Here is a 17685-nt window from a genome sequence, read left to right on the forward strand (position 1 = left end):
AACAAAGATAGCCCGAATAAAATGGTGCGGCGGCCGCACTCGATGCCTACAGCGACGATCACACCACTGTTTGGCACGCATCTCTCTTGATCGCGGTCGCGCGCTGATGCTGGCCGGAAAGGCACTGATGAATGCGATCCTCCGCCATGCTTTCGGGCATCGTCTGCCACCGTCCCTCTGGAGCGATCAGGCACCGGTGCGCGAGGAACTCTTCGGTTTGGACCGGCTCGAGCGGCATGCGGAGAGTCTCGCCGCCGCGCAGCCGGTGACACGCAAGCCGCTTGCCGTCCTGTCCCTGCACACCCGCCTCGCCGACAACGCCACGGTGCTGCTCGCCGCCTATCGGGCGAGTGCGGCGGAATTGGAGCGCGGTCGCAGCGTGGATCCCGCCGCGGAATGGCTGCTCGACAATTACCATGTTGTCGAAGAGCAGATTCGGGAAATCCACGTCGACTTGCCGCCGGGTTATTACCGTCAATTGCCAAAGCTCGCAGACGGTCCGTTCGCCGGGTATCCTCGAGTGTTTGGACTGGCCTGGGCCTTCGTTGCCCACACTGACAGCCACCTCGATCCCGCCATCCTGCGTTGTTTCATCACCGCCTATCAGCGGGTCCAGCCGCTGACCATCGGTGAGCTGTGGGCGGTCGCGATTACGCTTCGCATCGTCCTCATCGAGAACCTGCGCCGGCTCGCCGACCAGATCACCGCCGGACGCGCGGCACGGGCGGACGCCGACGCGCTGGCCGACCGGCTTCTCGCGTCGGGGGACAGCCGTTCCGTCCTCGAAGCCGACATGGCCACGCGCTCTTCCGGTTCCTTGTCCGACGTGTTCGCCGCGGAACTGGCGAAGCGGCTGCGGGACCAGGATCCGCGAACGACGCCGGCCCTCGGGTGGCTGGAGGAGCGGCTCAACCGTCAGGGCGCAACGGTCGACGGTGTGGTCCAGCACGCCCAGCAGAGGTTGGGCGCCTCCAACGTCACCGTGCGCAATGTCATCACCAGCATGCGGCTGATCTCCGACATCGACTGGGCGGATCTGTTCGAGAGCGTGAGCCTCGTCGACGCGCAACTGCGCGCGGCGAGCGGCTTCGCCGCCATGGATTTCCCCACGCGCAACCTCTACCGGAGCGCCATCGAGGAACTGGCCCGCGGTTCGTCATTCCCGGAACTCGCCATCGCCGGTCTGGCGCTGTCGGCATCACGCGCGGCGGCGGCTGAGGCAGCCGGCGGCGCGGACGCCGCGCGTGTCGGCGATCCCGGCTATCATCTGATCGCGGAAGGGCGAGGCGCACTTGAGCGGTCCATCGGCTTTCGACCACCGGCCCGCCTGCGGATCAGCCGTTTCAGCGTTCATCTGGGAATCGGCGGCTATGTCGGCGCGATCCTGTTCGTGACGGCGCTGTTGCTGGGTCTCGCGGTGTGGGTGGCTTGGCTTCCCGGTATGGGCGGCTGGCTCGTCCTGTTCGCCCTTGCCGGCGTCCTGCCGGCTTCCGAAGTGGCGACGGCGCTGGTCAACCGCGTGGTCACCGCGCTGTTCGGAGCGATCACCCTGCCGGGGCTCGAACTGGCGGACGGCGTGCCCCCGTCACAGCGCACGCTTGTCGCCGTTCCGACGCTGCTGACCGGTGAGGTCGACCTCCTGGAGCAGATCGAGCGGCTGGAGGTTCACCACCTCGCCGGGGCCAGCGGCGAGCTTGTCTTCGCCCTGTTGTCGGATGGTCCCGACGCCGACCGGGAGGTGGTGGCTGACGACGACGCTCTCCTGGCGGTGGCCGCCGCGGCCATCGAGCGGCTGAATCTGCGCCATGGCCCCGGTCCTGACGGCGGAGACCGTTTTTTGCTGCTGCATCGCCGCCGGCTCTACAATGACGGCGAGGGCAAGTGGATGGGCTGGGAGCGCAAGCGCGGCAAGCTGCACGAACTCAACCGGCTGTTGCGCGGCGCCACCGACACCAGCTTCATGCCCATTGCCGGTCGCGCGCCGCAGGTGCCGGCCGACGTGCGCTATGTCATCACGCTTGACGCCGACACGCGACTGCCGCGGGACGCCGCACTCCGGCTGGTCGGCAAGATGAGCCACCCGCTGAACCGGCCGACGTTCGACGCGGCCGGGCGGCGCGTCATCAACGGCTATGCCATTCTTCAGCCCCGCATCACGCCGTCGCTGTCGCTCGGCGGCGAGGGCTCGCTCTATCAGCGGATCGTCTCCGGCCCCGGCGGCATCGACCCCTATGCGTCGGCCGTCTCCGACGTTTACCAGGATCTTTTCGGCGAGGGATCCTTCACCGGGAAGGGCATCTACGACGTCGACGCTTTCGAAGCGGCGCTGGACGGCCGGGTTCCGCACAATGCCCTACTCAGCCACGACCTGTTCGAAGGTGTTTTCGCCCGCGCCGGTCTCGCTTCCGACATCGAACTCGTCGAGGAGTTCCCCTCGCGCTACAACGTCGCTGCCAAGCGTCAGCACCGCTGGACTCGTGGCGACTGGCAACTGCTCCCCTGGATCCTCGGCCATAGGACAGGTCCCCAGGCGGCTCCGCCGGTCGGTCGCTGGAAGATGCTGGATAACCTGCGCCGCTCGCTGCTGGCGCCGTTCACCCTGGCGACGCTGGCCGTGAGCTGGCTGCTGCCTCTGCCGTCCGCCTTGGCGGGAGTCCTGCTCGTGCTCGCCGTCAGCGCGGTTCCGGCGTTCCTGCCGGCGGTGTCCTCGGTGCTGCCGGGCCGGCCGGGTACCCGCCTCGGCAGCCATGTCGGCTCGCTCATGCAGGATCTGCGGATGGCGGCGATGCGGACCGTGATGTCGGTTGCCTTCCTGGCAGACCAGGCGTGGCGGATGGCCGATGCCATCGCTAGGACATTGACCCGGCTGTTCGTCACGCACCGCCACCTTCTCGAATGGACGACGGCGGCGCAGACAGGCGGCCGGCCGCGGCTGGATCTCGGCGGCTTCTATCGAGACATGGCGGGTGGCACCGCGCTTGGGCTCGTCGTGGCGGCCGGTACCGTTGCCGTGACGCCATCGTCCTGGCCGCTGGCCCTGCCTTTCGCCCTGCTGTGGCTGACGGCCCCCGCACTCGCCGCGTGGACCAGCCGGTCGCCGGCCATACGTCGGCAGGCGGCGTTCTCCGATCCGGATGCCCGCGACCTGCGCCTTACCGCGCGGCGCACCTGGCGCTTTTTCGAGACGTTCGTCACACCGGCCGAAAACATGCTGCCGCCGGACAATTTCCAGGAGGACCCGAAGCCGGTGGTCGCCCACCGGACATCGCCGACCAACATCGGTCTCTACCTGCTCTCCACCGTCGCCGCCCGCGACTTCGGCTGGTCAGGAACGACGGAAACCATCGAGCGGCTGGAGGCGACGTTCGATTCCATGCGAAAGCTCTCCCGGTTCAGGGGGCATTTCTACAATTGGTATGGAACACAGGATCTGAGGGTGTTGGAACCGGCCTATGTCTCGTCGGTCGACAGCGGGAACCTTGCCGGTCATCTGATCGCGCTCGCGAACGCCTGCGAGGAATGGATGGACTGTGCTCCGGCGGCGGACGCCCGGCTTGGCATGATGGATACCCTCGTCCTGGCGCGAGAGGCCGCAGACGCCCTGCCCACAGCGGGCGGTGCGCAAATACGCCGGCTTGGCGCCGTTCTTGACGAAATCGCCGCACAACTGAACGAAGGGCAATCCATCGAGGTCCAGTTGCCGTCGCTGAAGCGGCTGTCCGACAAGGCTGTTGAGGTGGCCCGTGACATCATCCCGGCGGGTGGGCCGTCGGCCGGTGGTGGCGGTCCGGTGGATCTGATGTTCTGGATAGTGGCATTGCGGACCGCAGTGATCGAGCATGGCCGTGACCGGTTCCCCATCACCGGGACGCCGGACATGCTGAGGGGCCGGTTGCGTGCCCTCGCCGATACGGCACGCGCCATGGCGCTCGCGATGGATTTCTCCTTCCTTCTCGATCCCGAACGCAAACTGCTGTCGATCGGCTACGCTCTCCCCGACAACAGCCTGGATCCGAGCTGCTATGACCTGCTTGCCTCGGAAGCCCGGCTCGCCAGCCTGTTCGCCATCGCCAAGGGCGACGTCGCGACGCGGCACTGGTTCCGCCTCGGCCGTGCGGCGACACCGGTCGGCAACGGCTCCGCGCTGATCTCCTGGTCCGGCTCCATGTTCGAATATCTGATGCCGGCGCTGGTGATGCGCGCGCCGGTCGGCAGCCTTCTGGAGCAAACGAACCGTCTGGTGGTGGAGCGTCAGCAAGCCTACGGCAGAATGCTGGGTGTGCCATGGGGCATCTCGGAATCCGCCTACAGTGCCCGCGATCTGGAGCTCACGTACCAGTACTCGAACTTCGGTGTTCCCGGCCTCGGCCTCAAGCGCGGCCTCTCCGAGAATCTCGTCATCGCGCCCTACGCCACCGGGCTGGCCGCAATGGTGGATCCGTACGGAGCACGGCTGAACTACGACCGCCTCGCCGCGATGGGCGCATGCGGACGCTATGGCTTCTACGACGCCCTCGACTTCACCCGCTCCAGGCTTCCCGAAGGCGCGGAGATGGCCATTGTGCGCAACGTCATGGCCCATCACCAGGGCATGACCATCGTCGCCATCGCCAACGCCCTGCAGGACGGCCGGATGCGCGACCGTTTCCACCGCGAACCCATGATCATGGCCAGCGAACTGCTGCTCCAGGAACGCATGCCGCGCGATGTCGTCGTCGGGCATCCTCGGGCCGAGGAGGTGAAGACCTCCGCAATGGGCGTCGCCATCGCATCGCCGACGGTGCGCCGCCTTACCGCGCCGCCCTCCACCGCAGCCCCGGTCACCCACCTGCTCTCCAACGGGCGCTACACAGTGATGCTGACCGCGGCGGGGGCGGGCTACAGCCTGTGGCGTGACATCGCCGTGACCCGTTGGCGCGAGGATGCCACCCGGGACGACTGGGGGACCTTTATTTTCCTGCGCGACACGCAGACCGGCGAGCTCTGGTCTGCCAGCGCGCAGCCAGTCGGGCGTGCAGCGGACCATACCGAGGTGGTGTTCGCCGAGGATCACGTCGAATTCATCCGCCATGACGGGACTTTGACCACCACCATGGACGTCCTGGTTTCCGGCGAGGCCGATGGGGAAGTCCGCCGCGTCTCGCTGACCAATGGCGGGCGGCGACCGCGCGTGATCGAAATGACGTCCTATGCCGAGTTGGTCCTGACCACGCCGGCCGCCGACGCCGCCCATCCGGCCTTCGCCAAGATGTTCGTACAGACCGAGTTTCACGCCGAGCTCGGCGCGCTGGTCGCCACCCGCCGCCCGCGCTCGCTGCGCGAGCCGCCGGTCTGGGCCGCCCATTTCGCCGTCGTCGATGGCGGGATTGCGGCCGATCCACAATACGAGACCGACCGGGCCCGTTTCATCGGGCGTGGCCGCACCGCCGGCACGGCCGCCGCGATCACCGACGGCCAGCCGCTGTCGAACAGCCTCGGGACGGTTCTCGACCCGATTTTCGCGATCAGGCAACGCGTGACGATCCCGCCCGGCGGGGTCGCGCGGGTTGCCTTCTGGACCTTGGTCGCGTCATCTCAGGCAGCGCTTCTTGACCTTGTCGATCAGCATGCCGACCGGAATGCCTTCGACCGGGCGAAAACCCTGGCATGGACGCAGGCCCAGGTCCAGCTTCACCATCTGGCCATCGTAGCCGACGAGGCCGCCGACTTCCAGCGCTTGGCCGCGCCGATCTTGTACGCCGATGCCCGCTTCCGGGCTCCCTCCGCAACAATAGCCGGTGGCGCCGGAGCCCAGTCGGGCCTGTGGCCGCACGCGATTTCAGGGGATCTGCCCATCGTCGTACTGCGCATCGACGACGTCGAGGACATCGCCCAGGTCCGCCAGTTGCTGCGTGCCCACGAATACTGGCGCATGAAGCGTCTGGCCGTCGACCTGGTGATCGTAAACGAGCGTGCCTCATCCTATGTTCAGGATCTTCAGGTCGCCATCGAGACTGCGGTGCGCAGCAGCCATTCGCGGCCACGGTTCGGCGAGGAACCGGCGCAAGGCTCGGTCTACGCGTTGCGTTCCGACTTGATGCGTGCCGATGCATGCACTCTGCTCCATTCGGTCGCCCGTGTCGTGCTGATCGCCCGGCGCGGCTCCATCGCCGAACAGATCGCCCGCCTGCAGCAGCAATTGTCCCCATCGGCACCCGCCGGCACTACCGTATCACTCCAATCCGCATCCCAGCCCATGTCGGACCAGGTGCCAGTGCCGGGATCCCTCGAATTTTTCAACGGTCTGGGCGGCTTCGACAAGGACGGGCAGGAGTATGTGATCATCCTCGACGCTGGCCGCATGACGCCAGCTCCCTGGATCAACGTGATCGCCAACCCCGATTTCGGTTTCCAGGTGGTGGCGGAGGGCGGCGGTTTCACCTGGGCCGGGAACAGCCGGGAGAACCAGCTTACGCCGTGGTCCAATGATCCGGTCGGCAATCCGGCCGGGGAAGCGATCTATCTCCGCGATGAGGTGACCGGGGACCTGTGGAGCGCCACCGCGCAGCCGATCCGCAACGGCGGGACCTATATCGCCCGCCATGGTCGCGGTTACAGCCGCTTCGAACATCGGGCGCACGGCATCGCGATGGAGCTTCTGCAATATGTGCCGCTGGCCGATCCGATCAAGATTTCCCGCCTGACCCTGCGCAACCATTCGCCCGGTCCGCGCACGCTGTCCGTCACCGCCTATGCGGAGTGGGTGCTTGGCACGGCACGTGGCGCTTCGGCTCCGTTCATCGCAACGGAGATCGACGCGGCCACTGGAGCCATGCTGGCCCGCAACCGCTGGAGCCCGACCTTCGGCGAAAATGTCGCCTTCGCCGATCTCGACGGCCGGCAGACGGCATGGACGGCCGACCGCACCGAGTTCCTCGGCCGCAACGGCGGCCCCTCGGCGCCCGCGGCGCTCGTCGAGCGGTCACCGCTGTCCGGGGCGACCGGGGCCGGCCTTGATCCCTGCACGGCCTTGCAGGGCGTTGTCGAGTTGGAGGCTGGCGAGACGGTCGAAATCGTCTGGTTCCTCGGGCAATGCGCCTCGGCGGAGGCCGCCCGCTTGCTGATTGCGCGCTACCGCGACGCCGATCTCGACGCCGTTCTCGAAGCGGTTGCCGATCACTGGACTTCCGTGCTCGGCGCCGTTCAGGTCAAGACGCCGGACCGGGCGATGGACATCATGCTGAACGGTTGGTTGCTCTACCAGACGCTGGCCTGCCGCATCTGGGCACGCTCGGCCTTCTATCAGGCGAGCGGCGCCTACGGCTTCCGGGACCAGTTGCAGGACGGCATGGCGCTGAGCTTCGCCATGCCCAATGAGGCGCGGCGCCATCTGCTGCGCGCCGCCGGCCGGCAGTTCGTCGAAGGCGACGTCCAACACTGGTGGCTGCCGCAGTCCGGGCAAGGGGTACGGACGCGGATCTCGGACGATCGCGTGTGGCTTGCCTTCGCCACCGCCACCTACATCGCCAGTTCGGGTGACGCAGCGATCCTGGAGGAGAGCGTGCCGTTCCTCGACGGTCCGCCCTTGCGTCCCGGCGAGCACGACGCCTTCTTCCAGCCGGCGACTGCCGACGAGTGCGCCTCGCTGTTCGAACACTGCGCCCGCGGCCTCGACCAAAGCCTCGTCCTGACCGGCGAGCACGGGCTGCCGCTCATCGGCACCGGCGACTGGAACGACGGCATGAACCGCGTCGGCCAGGACGGCAAGGGGGAAAGCGTCTGGCTTGGCTGGCTGCTGCTCCGCGCCATCGCGCTGTTCGCGCCGCTGGCGGATGGTCGCGACGCCGACCGTGCCCGCCGCTGGCGTGACCATGCCGAGGCGTTGCGCCAGTCGCTGGAGCGCGAGGCTTGGGATGGCGCGTGGTACCGCCGGGCGACATTCGACGACGGCACATGGCTTGGCTCCGCCGCGTGTGAGGAGTGCCGCATCGACTCCATCGCCCAATCTTGGGCTGTGCTCTCGGGTGCCGCCGATCCCGAGCGCGCCGCGACGGCGATGGCGTCGCTGGAAAGACTGCTGATCCGACCCGACGACGGCCTGGCGCTGCTGTTCACGCCGCCGTTCGATGGGACGACGTTCGATCCCGGCTATATCCGCGGCTATCCGCCGGGCCTGCGCGAGAATGGCGGGCAATATAGCCACGCCGCCATGTGGGCGATACTGGCGTTCGCCAAGCTGGGTGACGGCAGCAGGGCGACCACCCTGTTCGACCTGCTCAATCCAATCAACCACGCCCGCACGCCGGCGGAGGCCGAGCGCTACAAGGTTGAACCCTACGTTGTCGCCGCCGATGTCTATTCGGTGGCGCCACATGAAGGGCGCGGCGGTTGGAGCTGGTATACGGGTGCGGCGGGGTGGATGTACCGTGCCGGCACAGAGGGCATCCTCGGCATCCGCCGCGAGGGCGCATTCCTGGTCGTCGATCCGTGTCTTCCGGCTTCATGGACAGGCTTCGAAGCCACGGTAACCGTGGATTCGACCTACTACCACATCCTTGTGGAGGCGACGTCGCACGGTGATCGCGACGTATCGGACGCGGTCCTCGACGGCTCGCGTTTCGACCGGACCGGCAAAGCGGTTCGCCTGCCGCTCGATGGCGGGAGGCATAGGCTGGTCCTGCCGCTGCGGGTCCGGCTGCCATCCTGAGGATTGCAAACGGACCCGTCCCAGCGCTCGTGGCGGTTGGCGCCAGCCTGAAATGGGCGGCATCAGATCCCGGCGATCTCCAGCGTGCCATAAAGCAGGCTGAAGGGTTGCGCGGTGGCGAGCTTCGTCACCGCCTCCCCCTCGGCATCCAGACGGAACAGCGCGCCGCCTTGGCCAGCGCTGGTCGCGCTGAAATAGAGGCTGTCGCCGACCGCGTGAAGGTTGCCGGGCGCTGTCCAGCTCACGTCGTGGGACCTGTCCGCCACCATGCGTGTCCCAGCCTCGGTACCGTCGCTCATCCACAGACTGCGTCCGCGCATTCCGTCGTCCGCGGTGAAGAACACCCTGTCGTCCAGAACGGCGAAGTCCCCGATGTCGGCACCGGCGCTGCCAGGGGCGATATCCTTCACCATGCGCGTTCCCTGCTCCGTCCCGTCCGACATCCAGAGTTCAAAGCCGTGCTGCCCATCGCTGGCCACAAAGGCAATTTGGTCGTCGAAGGCGACATACTGGTTGGGCAGGGAGAGGCCGACCGGCGGAAAATTCTTCACCAGCATCGTGCCTTCCGGGGTTCCGTCGCTGGTCCACAAATCCTCGCCGTGGTTATAGAACAGCCTGTCTCCCACTGCGGTCAGGACCTCCAGGCGCCCGGCCCTTGGGTCCTCGCCAATGCCGCCATCCAGCTTGACCGTGCCCTCGTCCGTCCCGTCGCTGACCCAAAGCTGGCCATAGCCGCCGGTCCCGTCCCAGGCGGTCAGGAACAGCCGGTCGCCGACCGCCGTCAGATGCGTGGGCAGGATCGGCAGGGGAACCGGGGGGTCGAAGCTGCCGGGGAAGAAATCCTTGACCAGTTCCGTCCCGGCCGCCGTGCCATCCGACCGCCACAGTGCCCTGCCATGGTCGCTGTCGTTGGCGGTGAAGAACAGCTCATCCCCAATCGCCGTCAGGTTGGAGGGAAAGGACGGCCGTCCGCCGGCATTCACGTCCTTTACCATTTGCGTCCCGCCCGCCGTCCCGTCGCTGACCCAAAGCTCCCCTCCATGCTGGCCGTCGTCCGCCTCGAAATAGAGGCGGCCGTCCGCTATGGTCAGGGCCGTGGGCGCCGACGATGCGACGCCTGGATTGAGGTCCATCAGCAGGCGGGTTCCACTTGGTGTTCCGTCGGTGGACCACAATTCACGCCCATGGACGCCGTCGTCGGCGCTGAAATAAACACGCCCATGGAGTTCGATAAAGCCCTGCGGTTCCGATGAAGCCGCCCCCGGAGCGATGTCCCGCAGCAGGGTGGCCCGGCGCCCGTCCGTTCCCCACAGCTCGTTCCCTCTCGCGTTGTCCGTCGCCGCGAACACGGCGCTGGCTTTCATCGGCTCGGCTTTCAGACGCAGATTGTCGGCAGTGAGATCCTTGCGTGACAGGCCCATCAGCTTCACGCCGTCACGTGGTCCAAAATCGAGGACCAGCCCGTCGCTGTCCTGGTAGGAGCGGGCCAGCACATCCTCCAGGCTGCCAATCCCACTCCACGCTCGCAGGTCCAGCAGATCCCCGTTGTCCCCGCCCTGGAAGTCGCCGATGCAGTCCCAACCGTCACCGGGCTTGAGAATGAAACGGTCGCCGCCGCCGCCGCCTTCCATGTAGTCGTTGCCACGATTGTCGGCGATGATGTCGTTCCCGTCGCCGCCGAACAGAAAGTCGCGGCGCCCGCTGCCCATGATTGTCCGCCCGGACGTGCTGTGATGCTTTTCATGATCCTGTCCCATGCCGGCGCCCTTTCGATGGTAGCAGCGGGTCAGGGCAGAAATGCTCTTATAAGTTGCTGTTGCGAATGACGCATCGGGCCGGGGCTCTATCGGCCCATCCGTCTACTCCGGTTCAGCGGCGTTATCTTTCGCAGTGTCCAACCGAAAGGGTGCCGGCAGTGAAAATCCGGAGCGTCAGCCCATGGTCGCCGTTTTCGAATCCGGCCGTGAGGCGCCAAGTCGCAACCGTGAAATTGCGGGATATCATTCGCGCCGTTTCTCTTTCCTCGGCCGGCGCCTACACTCATTCAACTGCCGAGGACACGAGCTTTGGACCAAGGCGCCATCGCTGACGGGATCTGGAAACAACCGATCTCCGTCGTGCTCAAAAACCTGGATGCGACGCCCGCCGGGCTGGGACGAACCGAGGCGGAGGCCCGTCGGCGTAGATACGGCCTGAACCAGCCGCTGGCGCGCCGCCGCCGGCCGTTGTGGCTGCAATTCCTGACCCGTTTTCTCAATCCCCTGGTGCTGATCCTGCTGTTCGCCAGCGGCCTGTCGGCAGCCACCGGGAACATCACCAGCTTCGTCATCGTGATCGTCATGGTCGTGCTCAGCGTCACCCTGGACTTCGTCCAGGAGATGCGGGCCGAGAACGCCGTGGAGGCGCTGCGCCGCACCGTCGCCGTGCGTGTGCAGGTGCGCCGGGACGGTGTGGAGGTATCGGAGCCGGTGGATCAACTGGTTCCAGGCGATGTGGTCCGTCTGGCCGCCGGCGATCTGGTTCCAGCCGACTGCCGCCTCCTCGAAGCGCGCGATCTGTTCGTCAACCAGGCCATGCTGACTGGGGAGCCCTACCCGGCGGAAAAGCGCATCGATGCCGTCGCGATCTCCGCCGAAGATGCGGAGAAGGCGCTCGACGCCCTATTCATGGGGACCTCGGTCATCAGCGGCAGCGCCACCGCCGTGGTCTGCCGGACCGGCGACGCGACGGCGTTCGGTCAGTTGAGCGGCACCCTGCAGGCGCCTCCACCTCCCACCGCCTTCGAACTGGGCATCCGCCAGTTCGGTTTCCTCATACTGCGCCTGACGATTTTCCTGGTGTTGTTCGTGCTGGCGGTGAATGTGCTGTTCCACCGGCCCTGGCTGGAGTCCCTGATGTTCGCCCTGGCCCTGGCGGTCGGGCTGACGCCGGAACTGCTGCCGATGATCGTCACCGTCACGTTGGCGCGCGGTGCGATGCGACTGGCGGAGCGCCGTGTCATCGTCAAACGGCTGGCGGCCATGCACAACATCGGCGCCATGGACGTGCTGTGCACCGACAAGACCGGGACGCTGACGGAGGCGACGATCCGGATGGTCAGGCACCTGGATTTCCGTGGTGCGGAGAGCGAGCGCGTCTTTCGGCTGGCCTACCTGAACAGCCATTTTGAAAGCGGCATCAAGAGCCCGCTCGACGAGGCCATCATCGCCTTCCGCAGCCTCGACGTGACCGGCTGGCAGAAGATCGACGAGGTGCCCTTCGATTTTGAGCGGCGGCGCGTCTCGGTTCTCGTTACCGATGGCACCGAGCGGCTGCTGGTGGTCAAGGGGGCGCCGGAAGACGTTCTGCGGCAGTCCACCCATTACGAAGGCGAAGGGGGCGTCGAGAGGCCGCTCGACCCGGTGGCGCGGGCAGAACTGGATACCCTGTTCCAGAAACTGGGAGAGGATGGATTCCGGGTGCTGGCGATCGCCTCCAAGGCGATGGGACAGGATCATACCTCAGCCGCGCTGGGAGACGAAAGCGAACTGGCCTTCGCTGGCTACGCGGTTTTCCTCGATCCCCCCAAGGCGAGCGCCATGGCGGCGATCCGCGATCTGACCGGGGCCGGGGTGGCTGTGCGCCTTCTGACCGGCGACAACGAGCGGGTGACGCGGCATGTCTGTGCCGAACTCGGCCTGCCCGTCGTCGGCCTGATCACCGGCGACGATCTGCGGGCGATGAGCGAAGAGGCGTTGCGGGCCCGCCTCCCCAAGGTCAACGTGTTCTGCCGGGTGACGCCGGCTCAGAAGGAACGCGTGCTGCTGGCGTACAAGCGCTCCGGCCGGGTGGTGGGTTTCCTGGGCGACGGGATCAACGACGCCTCGGCTCTCCATGCCGCCGACGTCGGCATCTCGGTCGACAGCGCCGCCGACGTTGCAAAGGAGGCAGCCGGCCTGATCCTGCTCGACCACGATCTGTCGGTGGTGCATGAGGCGGTGATGGAGGGGCGCCGGACGGTGCAGAACGTCACCAAGTACATCCTGATGGGAAGCAGTTCGAATTTCGGCAACATGTTCAGCATGGCGGGTGCGTCGCTGTTCCTGCCCTTCCTGCCGATGCTGCCGACCCAGGTGCTGCTCAACAACCTGCTCTACGATGCGTCGGAGGCCGGCGTTCCGCTCGACAACGTGGAGGCGGAGGCGTTGGCCCTGCCGGTGCAGTGGGATCTGCGGCTGATCCAGCGCTTCATGCTGGTGCTGGGCCCAGTCAGCTCCCTGTTCGATTTCCTGACCTTCTACGCCTTGCTTCACCTGTTCAGCGCCGATGAGGCGCTCTTCCAGACCGGATGGTTCGTAGAGAGCCTTGCCACCCAGGTGCTGGTCATCTTCGTGATCCGCACCCGCCGCAGACCCTGGCTCAGCCGACCCAACGCAATTCTGGCCGGGTTGTCGCTGGGAGCCGCCGCCGTCGGCGCGCTGCTGCCGCTGACGCCGCTGGCATCCTTCTTCGGCTTCGTGGTTCCTCCAGCCTCCTTCTATCTGTTCCTGGTGGCCGCCGTAGTCACCTATCTGGTCCTCGTGGAGATCATCAAGCGGGTGTTCTTCCACTACATCGCTCCACGACAGTGATGCGGAACTCAGGGCGTCGGCGGACTCGATCCTGAGAAGTTGGCGTTCAGGCGACCCTGCGGGAGACTGGCATCCCGAGGCCGGTCATGATGTTGAAACGGACTCCCCATCAGCGGGCATAGGCATTGCTTTTGTCCAACTATAAATCGATGGCCAAAAGCTTATGCTTTATGGGAAACCTGATTAAGGGGAGCGGCGGATGTCCAAAAAGTTGCTGAATAACCGTCGTGTCCTCATCGTTGAGGACGAGTTCCTCGTCACCGTCGTTCTAGAGGCGGCGGTCCAAGAAGCAGGCGCCAGTGTGGTTCGGCTTGCCGCTTCGACCGTGGATGCTCTTGCGTTGATTGAAGCCGAACCCTTCGATGTTGCGCTTCTGGACGCCCGATTGGATGAAGAACCGGTCGTTGACGTTGCCGACGCTTTGGACAAACGAGGCATTCCATTCGTTTTCCATTCGGGATATGGTCCGGAACATCTCCCAAGCAGCCATCGTCATTGCCCCCTGCTTCGTAAGCCATCTCTTTCATCCAGCGTCGTCCAGGCACTGTACGAGGCGATGAATTAACTGGAACCGAGTGGAGGACAAACGGCAGTCACCCGCTCATCGTCGAGCCGGACATCCAGGATGGCGGCATCGAAATCTTCCCGTTCGATCAGCGCCAGGGCATCCGCCACGCAGCTGGCCATGCCGACGATGGTGGCTCCCGCATCCTGCAGGATTTCCTCCAACGCCATGGCGATCAGCAATTCGTCCTCGACGATCATGATCCGGCAGCCTTCCAGATGCTTTCCGGTCATGAAGCATTCTCAAGGGGGGGCGGGGCTTTCGTCGTCGCTCCTCGTCTGGGCGACCGGTACGGTGAACGTCGCCTGGAGACCGGTCGGATCGTAATCCACCATGACATCGCCGCGCAGTTCATAGCGGATTTGCTGGGTGATCAGCTTGGAGCCGAAGCCATGATGGGTGGGAGGCGACACGGGGGGACCGTCCATCTCGCGCCAATGGACAAGCAGCACCGCATCGGCATCACTTTGCCCGAATTCCCAGGTCACGACGACGCGCCCTTCCGCCACGGACAGTGCGCCGTATTTCAGCGCGTTGGTCACCAACTCGTGGATCACCATGCCGAGCGCCAACGCGGCCTTGGGCCGGAGTTGAACGGCAGGTCCGTCAACGGCAAAGCGTCCTTCGCTGGTGGCATAAGGCTTCACTTCATTGAGCACGACGTCGCTGAGGAGAACGTTTCCCCAACCGTCACGGGTCAGCAGATCGTAGGTGCTGGCGACCGCCTGCAGGCGCCCGAGAAACGCCGTGCATTCCGGTGCCTCGGCAATCGCCTTCAGCGTCTGCTGGGCCAGGGCGGTGACGACGGCCAGCATGTTCTTGACGCGGTGGTCGAGTTCACCGATGAGCTGGCGCTGCTGCTCCTCGGCCTCCTTGAGCGACGTCACGTCCACAAAGGTCAACAACAGGCCTTCCAGATCGTTGCGGGCTTTCCGGTAAGGCAGGATGCGCATCATGTAGTGTCTGGTCCCGTCCCTTGACCGAACCGCCTTTTCCACGGTCGCCGGGTCGGTTAGCGCATGTCTCAGATCCCGATCCAGATCGACCTGGTCGAGATGGCTGACGATATCGGTCAGCGGACGACCACGGTCGGTCGCGATCAGATTGAAAATCTGGGTGATCGCCGGCGTGAAACTCCGGATCAGCAGGGATCGGTCCAGGAAGATGATCCCGATCTGGGTGCTGTTGAACAGATTCTGGAGATCGCTGTTGGACTGGTCCAGCTCCTCGACCTTGCTGTTGAGTTCGATATTGACAGCGTGAAGCTCCTCATTGACGGATTGCGTTTCCTCTTTGGCGGTTTCCAATTCCTCATTGGTCGATTGCAGTTCCTCGTTGACAGAGATGAGTTCCTCGTTGGCGGATTTCAGTTCCTCCAATGAGGTTTCATACTCTTCGATCGTGCTCTGGAGACGCTCCTTGGTATCGCGAAGTTCGCGTTCCAGCTGCTCCACCGCAACAGGATCCTGGCCCCAGTGACGCTCCTTGCCGTAGATTTCCTCCGCAGGACTTGGCTCTCCGACATCGGAAAACAGGACCAGGAAGAAGGGTTCCCCTTCGCGGTCGAACGGCTCGATCGTCAGATCGAGCATTTGGACACGATCGTCCACTTCCACCGCCAGGTGCTTGCGGGTTACCGGCTTGTGGGTCTGCATCGCCTCGTGCAGGGCGCCGCGAAGATCGAGCCGAAGTCCCTTGCGGGCCATCGCCAGAAGCTGGCGGTTCGGGGCGCCGGGCGGCGCCTGAAGGTATTTGCCGGTGTTGGCGGAATAATAGACCACCTCACTGTTTTGATTGACGACGACATGGGCCGGAGCGAAACGCTCCAGCACGCGCGCCTCCACATGCCCACGCAGATTGGCGGCGTTGGACTGGATCGAGCGGGGGGTCTCGGCCGATCCGCGAGGCGTGCGGCCGCCATGCTCCGCCATGGCGAAGGGAATGGTCACGGAAACCGCATCCTGCCGGCGGAACAGGCGATGTTTTTTGTCTATGGGCACGAACAGCGTCTGATGTTGCCCGATGGTCTCGGCCACGCCGAGGAAAAGATAGCCGCTGGGGCGCAATGCATAGTGGAACATTGGGATCACCTGATCCTGAAGTCCCATCCCCAGGTAAATGAGCAGATTGCGGCACGAAATCAGGTCGATGCGTGAAAATGGCGGGTCACGGACGACGCTGTGCGACGAGAAGATGCACAGGTCGCGCACCTCCTTGCGAACGAGATAGCTGGTGCCGTCCTCAGTGAAATGGCGTTTGAGCCGGTCCGCCCGCACATCCCGCACCAGATTGGCGGGATAGCGCCCGGTGCGTGCCACTTCCAGGGCATGCTCGTCGATGTCGGTGGCGAAGACCTGGATCTTCGGCACGCTGTGGAGGGTTCCCGCATATTCGGACAGCAGCATGGCGATGGAGTACACCTCCTCGCCGGTGGCGCAGCCCGGCACCCAGACGCGCACCGCATCGCCGACGCTTTTCCCGGCGAACAGATGCGGGATGACGAGTTCCTCCAGCGCCCGGAAGGTCTCGCCGTCGCGGAAGAAGGTGGTGACACCGATCAGCAGATCGCGAAACAGTGCCGCGGCTTCGGTACGGTCCTCACGCAGGTGTTCGACATAGCTGTCGATGTCCGTCAGCCGCAGGGCCTGCATCCTGCGTTGGACACGGCGCAGGAAAGTGTTGTGCTTGTAGCCCTGGAAATCGTGCCCGATCTGATTGCGCAGAATGGTGGTGATGCTTCTGCGTGCCGCTTCCAGCCGCGCATCCTCTTGAACATCCTTCTCACTCGTCAGATCGCCCAGCGACGTGGCGGTTCGCGCGAAGTCCACCAGCGTCGCCGCCATCGTTTCGACCGGCGCGACAAGGTCGACGCCGCCGGTGGCGATGGCGCTGTTCGGCATGCCGTCATGGCGGGGAATTCCGTCATGCCCCTGGGCGATGGTGAAGCCGCCCCGTTCCTTGATCGCCTTGACGCCCAGGGTGCCGTCGCTGCCGCCGCCCGACAGGATGATGCCCACCGCTCTTTCACCGCAGTCGCTGGCGAGCGAACTGAGGAAGAGGTCGATCGGGTTGCGCTCGCGGCGGGAGGCGCTGTCCGGCCGGACATGCAGCCGGCCGCTGTCGATGGTCAGCAGGGTTCCTGGCTGCAGGGTGTAGATGCGGTTTGGCTCGACCAAATCCCCGTCGCGGGCCTGATGCGCCGGCGTGGGCGTGCATCGGCCGATGATGTCGGCCAGCAGGCTTTCGTGTTCCGGTGACAGATGCGTCACGACCACGAAGGCCATGCCGCTGTCGGCAGGAACGGCGCCGAACAGCCCCTCCAAGGCCTCCACCCCGCCAGCGGACGCGCCGATCCCGACGATTGGGAAGGATGCCTTGTCGCTCATGCTGCTGCCCTTCCACAGATCCTGACGATCCGGATCGATGTCGTTTGAGGATGCCGGGGATGGCGCTCTTGTCGGCGATGAGCTTTTCTACAGTTCAACTGGAGCACCCCCTCGGGACGATGGCCGGCCGTCCCTGGTGGCGTTCTTCCTCACAGTCGATGCCAAATTCTGACGCGGACGGTAAACTCACTCTCTAGCACCTTCCTTTGGTTGGGCACCACCGTCATCGTCCCAGTTGCGAAGCGGAGTGCTACGCTCCCGCTGGAGTAGACGCTCATCGCCGATCCTTGCGGTCACCGGTGGCACGGACGCGGTTTCAATGAACATTTTCCCGTTCAGGAAATGGACTGACGACGAACGATGTTTCAGTTGTACAGTTTGCATGACGACACCTCCTCTGCGGTAAACTTCGGTGCGGAACGGCTTTCCGCGATAGAC

General features: G+C 65.2%; 6 protein-coding genes. 3 read left to right on the plus strand and 3 right to left on the minus strand.

All coding sequences use genetic code 11. The features are described 5' to 3' along the window. Positions 1-127 precede the first annotated feature (127 nt). Positions 128-8686: a GH36-type glycosyl hydrolase domain-containing protein gene (locus tag AZL_RS30315; RefSeq protein ID WP_012978187.1), complete on the plus strand. Its 8559-nt coding sequence runs from the start codon at positions 128-130 to the stop codon at positions 8684-8686. Between the two features lie 62 nt (positions 8687-8748). Here the strand turns inward: AZL_RS30315 and AZL_RS30320 are convergent, their stop codons facing one another. Then, positions 8749-10395, minus strand: coding sequence for an ELWxxDGT repeat protein (locus tag AZL_RS30320; protein ID WP_158306029.1), 1647 nt, complete (start codon positions 10393-10395; stop codon positions 8749-8751). A gap of 384 nt (positions 10396-10779) precedes the next feature. On the opposite strand from AZL_RS30320, the gene mgtA reads away from it, so the two are divergent. Beyond that, complete coding sequence (gene mgtA / locus AZL_RS30325; protein WP_371304267.1) at positions 10780-13296, plus strand: magnesium-translocating P-type ATPase; 2517 nt, start codon at positions 10780-10782, stop codon at positions 13294-13296. A gap of 199 nt (positions 13297-13495) precedes the next feature. After that, complete coding sequence (locus AZL_RS35020; RefSeq protein WP_012978190.1) at positions 13496-13861, plus strand: response regulator; 366 nt, start codon at positions 13496-13498, stop codon at positions 13859-13861. On the opposite strand, the gene AZL_RS30335 is transcribed toward AZL_RS35020, so the two are convergent. Continuing rightward, positions 13858-14094: a response regulator gene (locus AZL_RS30335; protein WP_012978191.1), complete on the minus strand. Its 237-nt coding sequence runs from the start codon at positions 14092-14094 to the stop codon at positions 13858-13860. The genes AZL_RS35020 and AZL_RS30335 overlap by 4 nt on opposite strands. 9 nt (positions 14095-14103) lie before the next feature. Further along, positions 14104-17247 carry a chemotaxis protein CheB gene (locus tag AZL_RS30340; RefSeq protein WP_012978192.1) on the minus strand — a complete coding sequence of 1048 codons (3144 nt, stop codon included), beginning with the start codon at positions 17245-17247 and terminating at the stop codon, positions 14104-14106. Between the last annotated feature and the right edge of the window lie 438 nt (positions 17248-17685).

This window comes from Azospirillum sp. B510, from assembly GCF_000010725.1.
In the GTDB taxonomy this organism is placed as follows: domain Bacteria; phylum Pseudomonadota; class Alphaproteobacteria; order Azospirillales; family Azospirillaceae; genus Azospirillum; species Azospirillum lipoferum_B.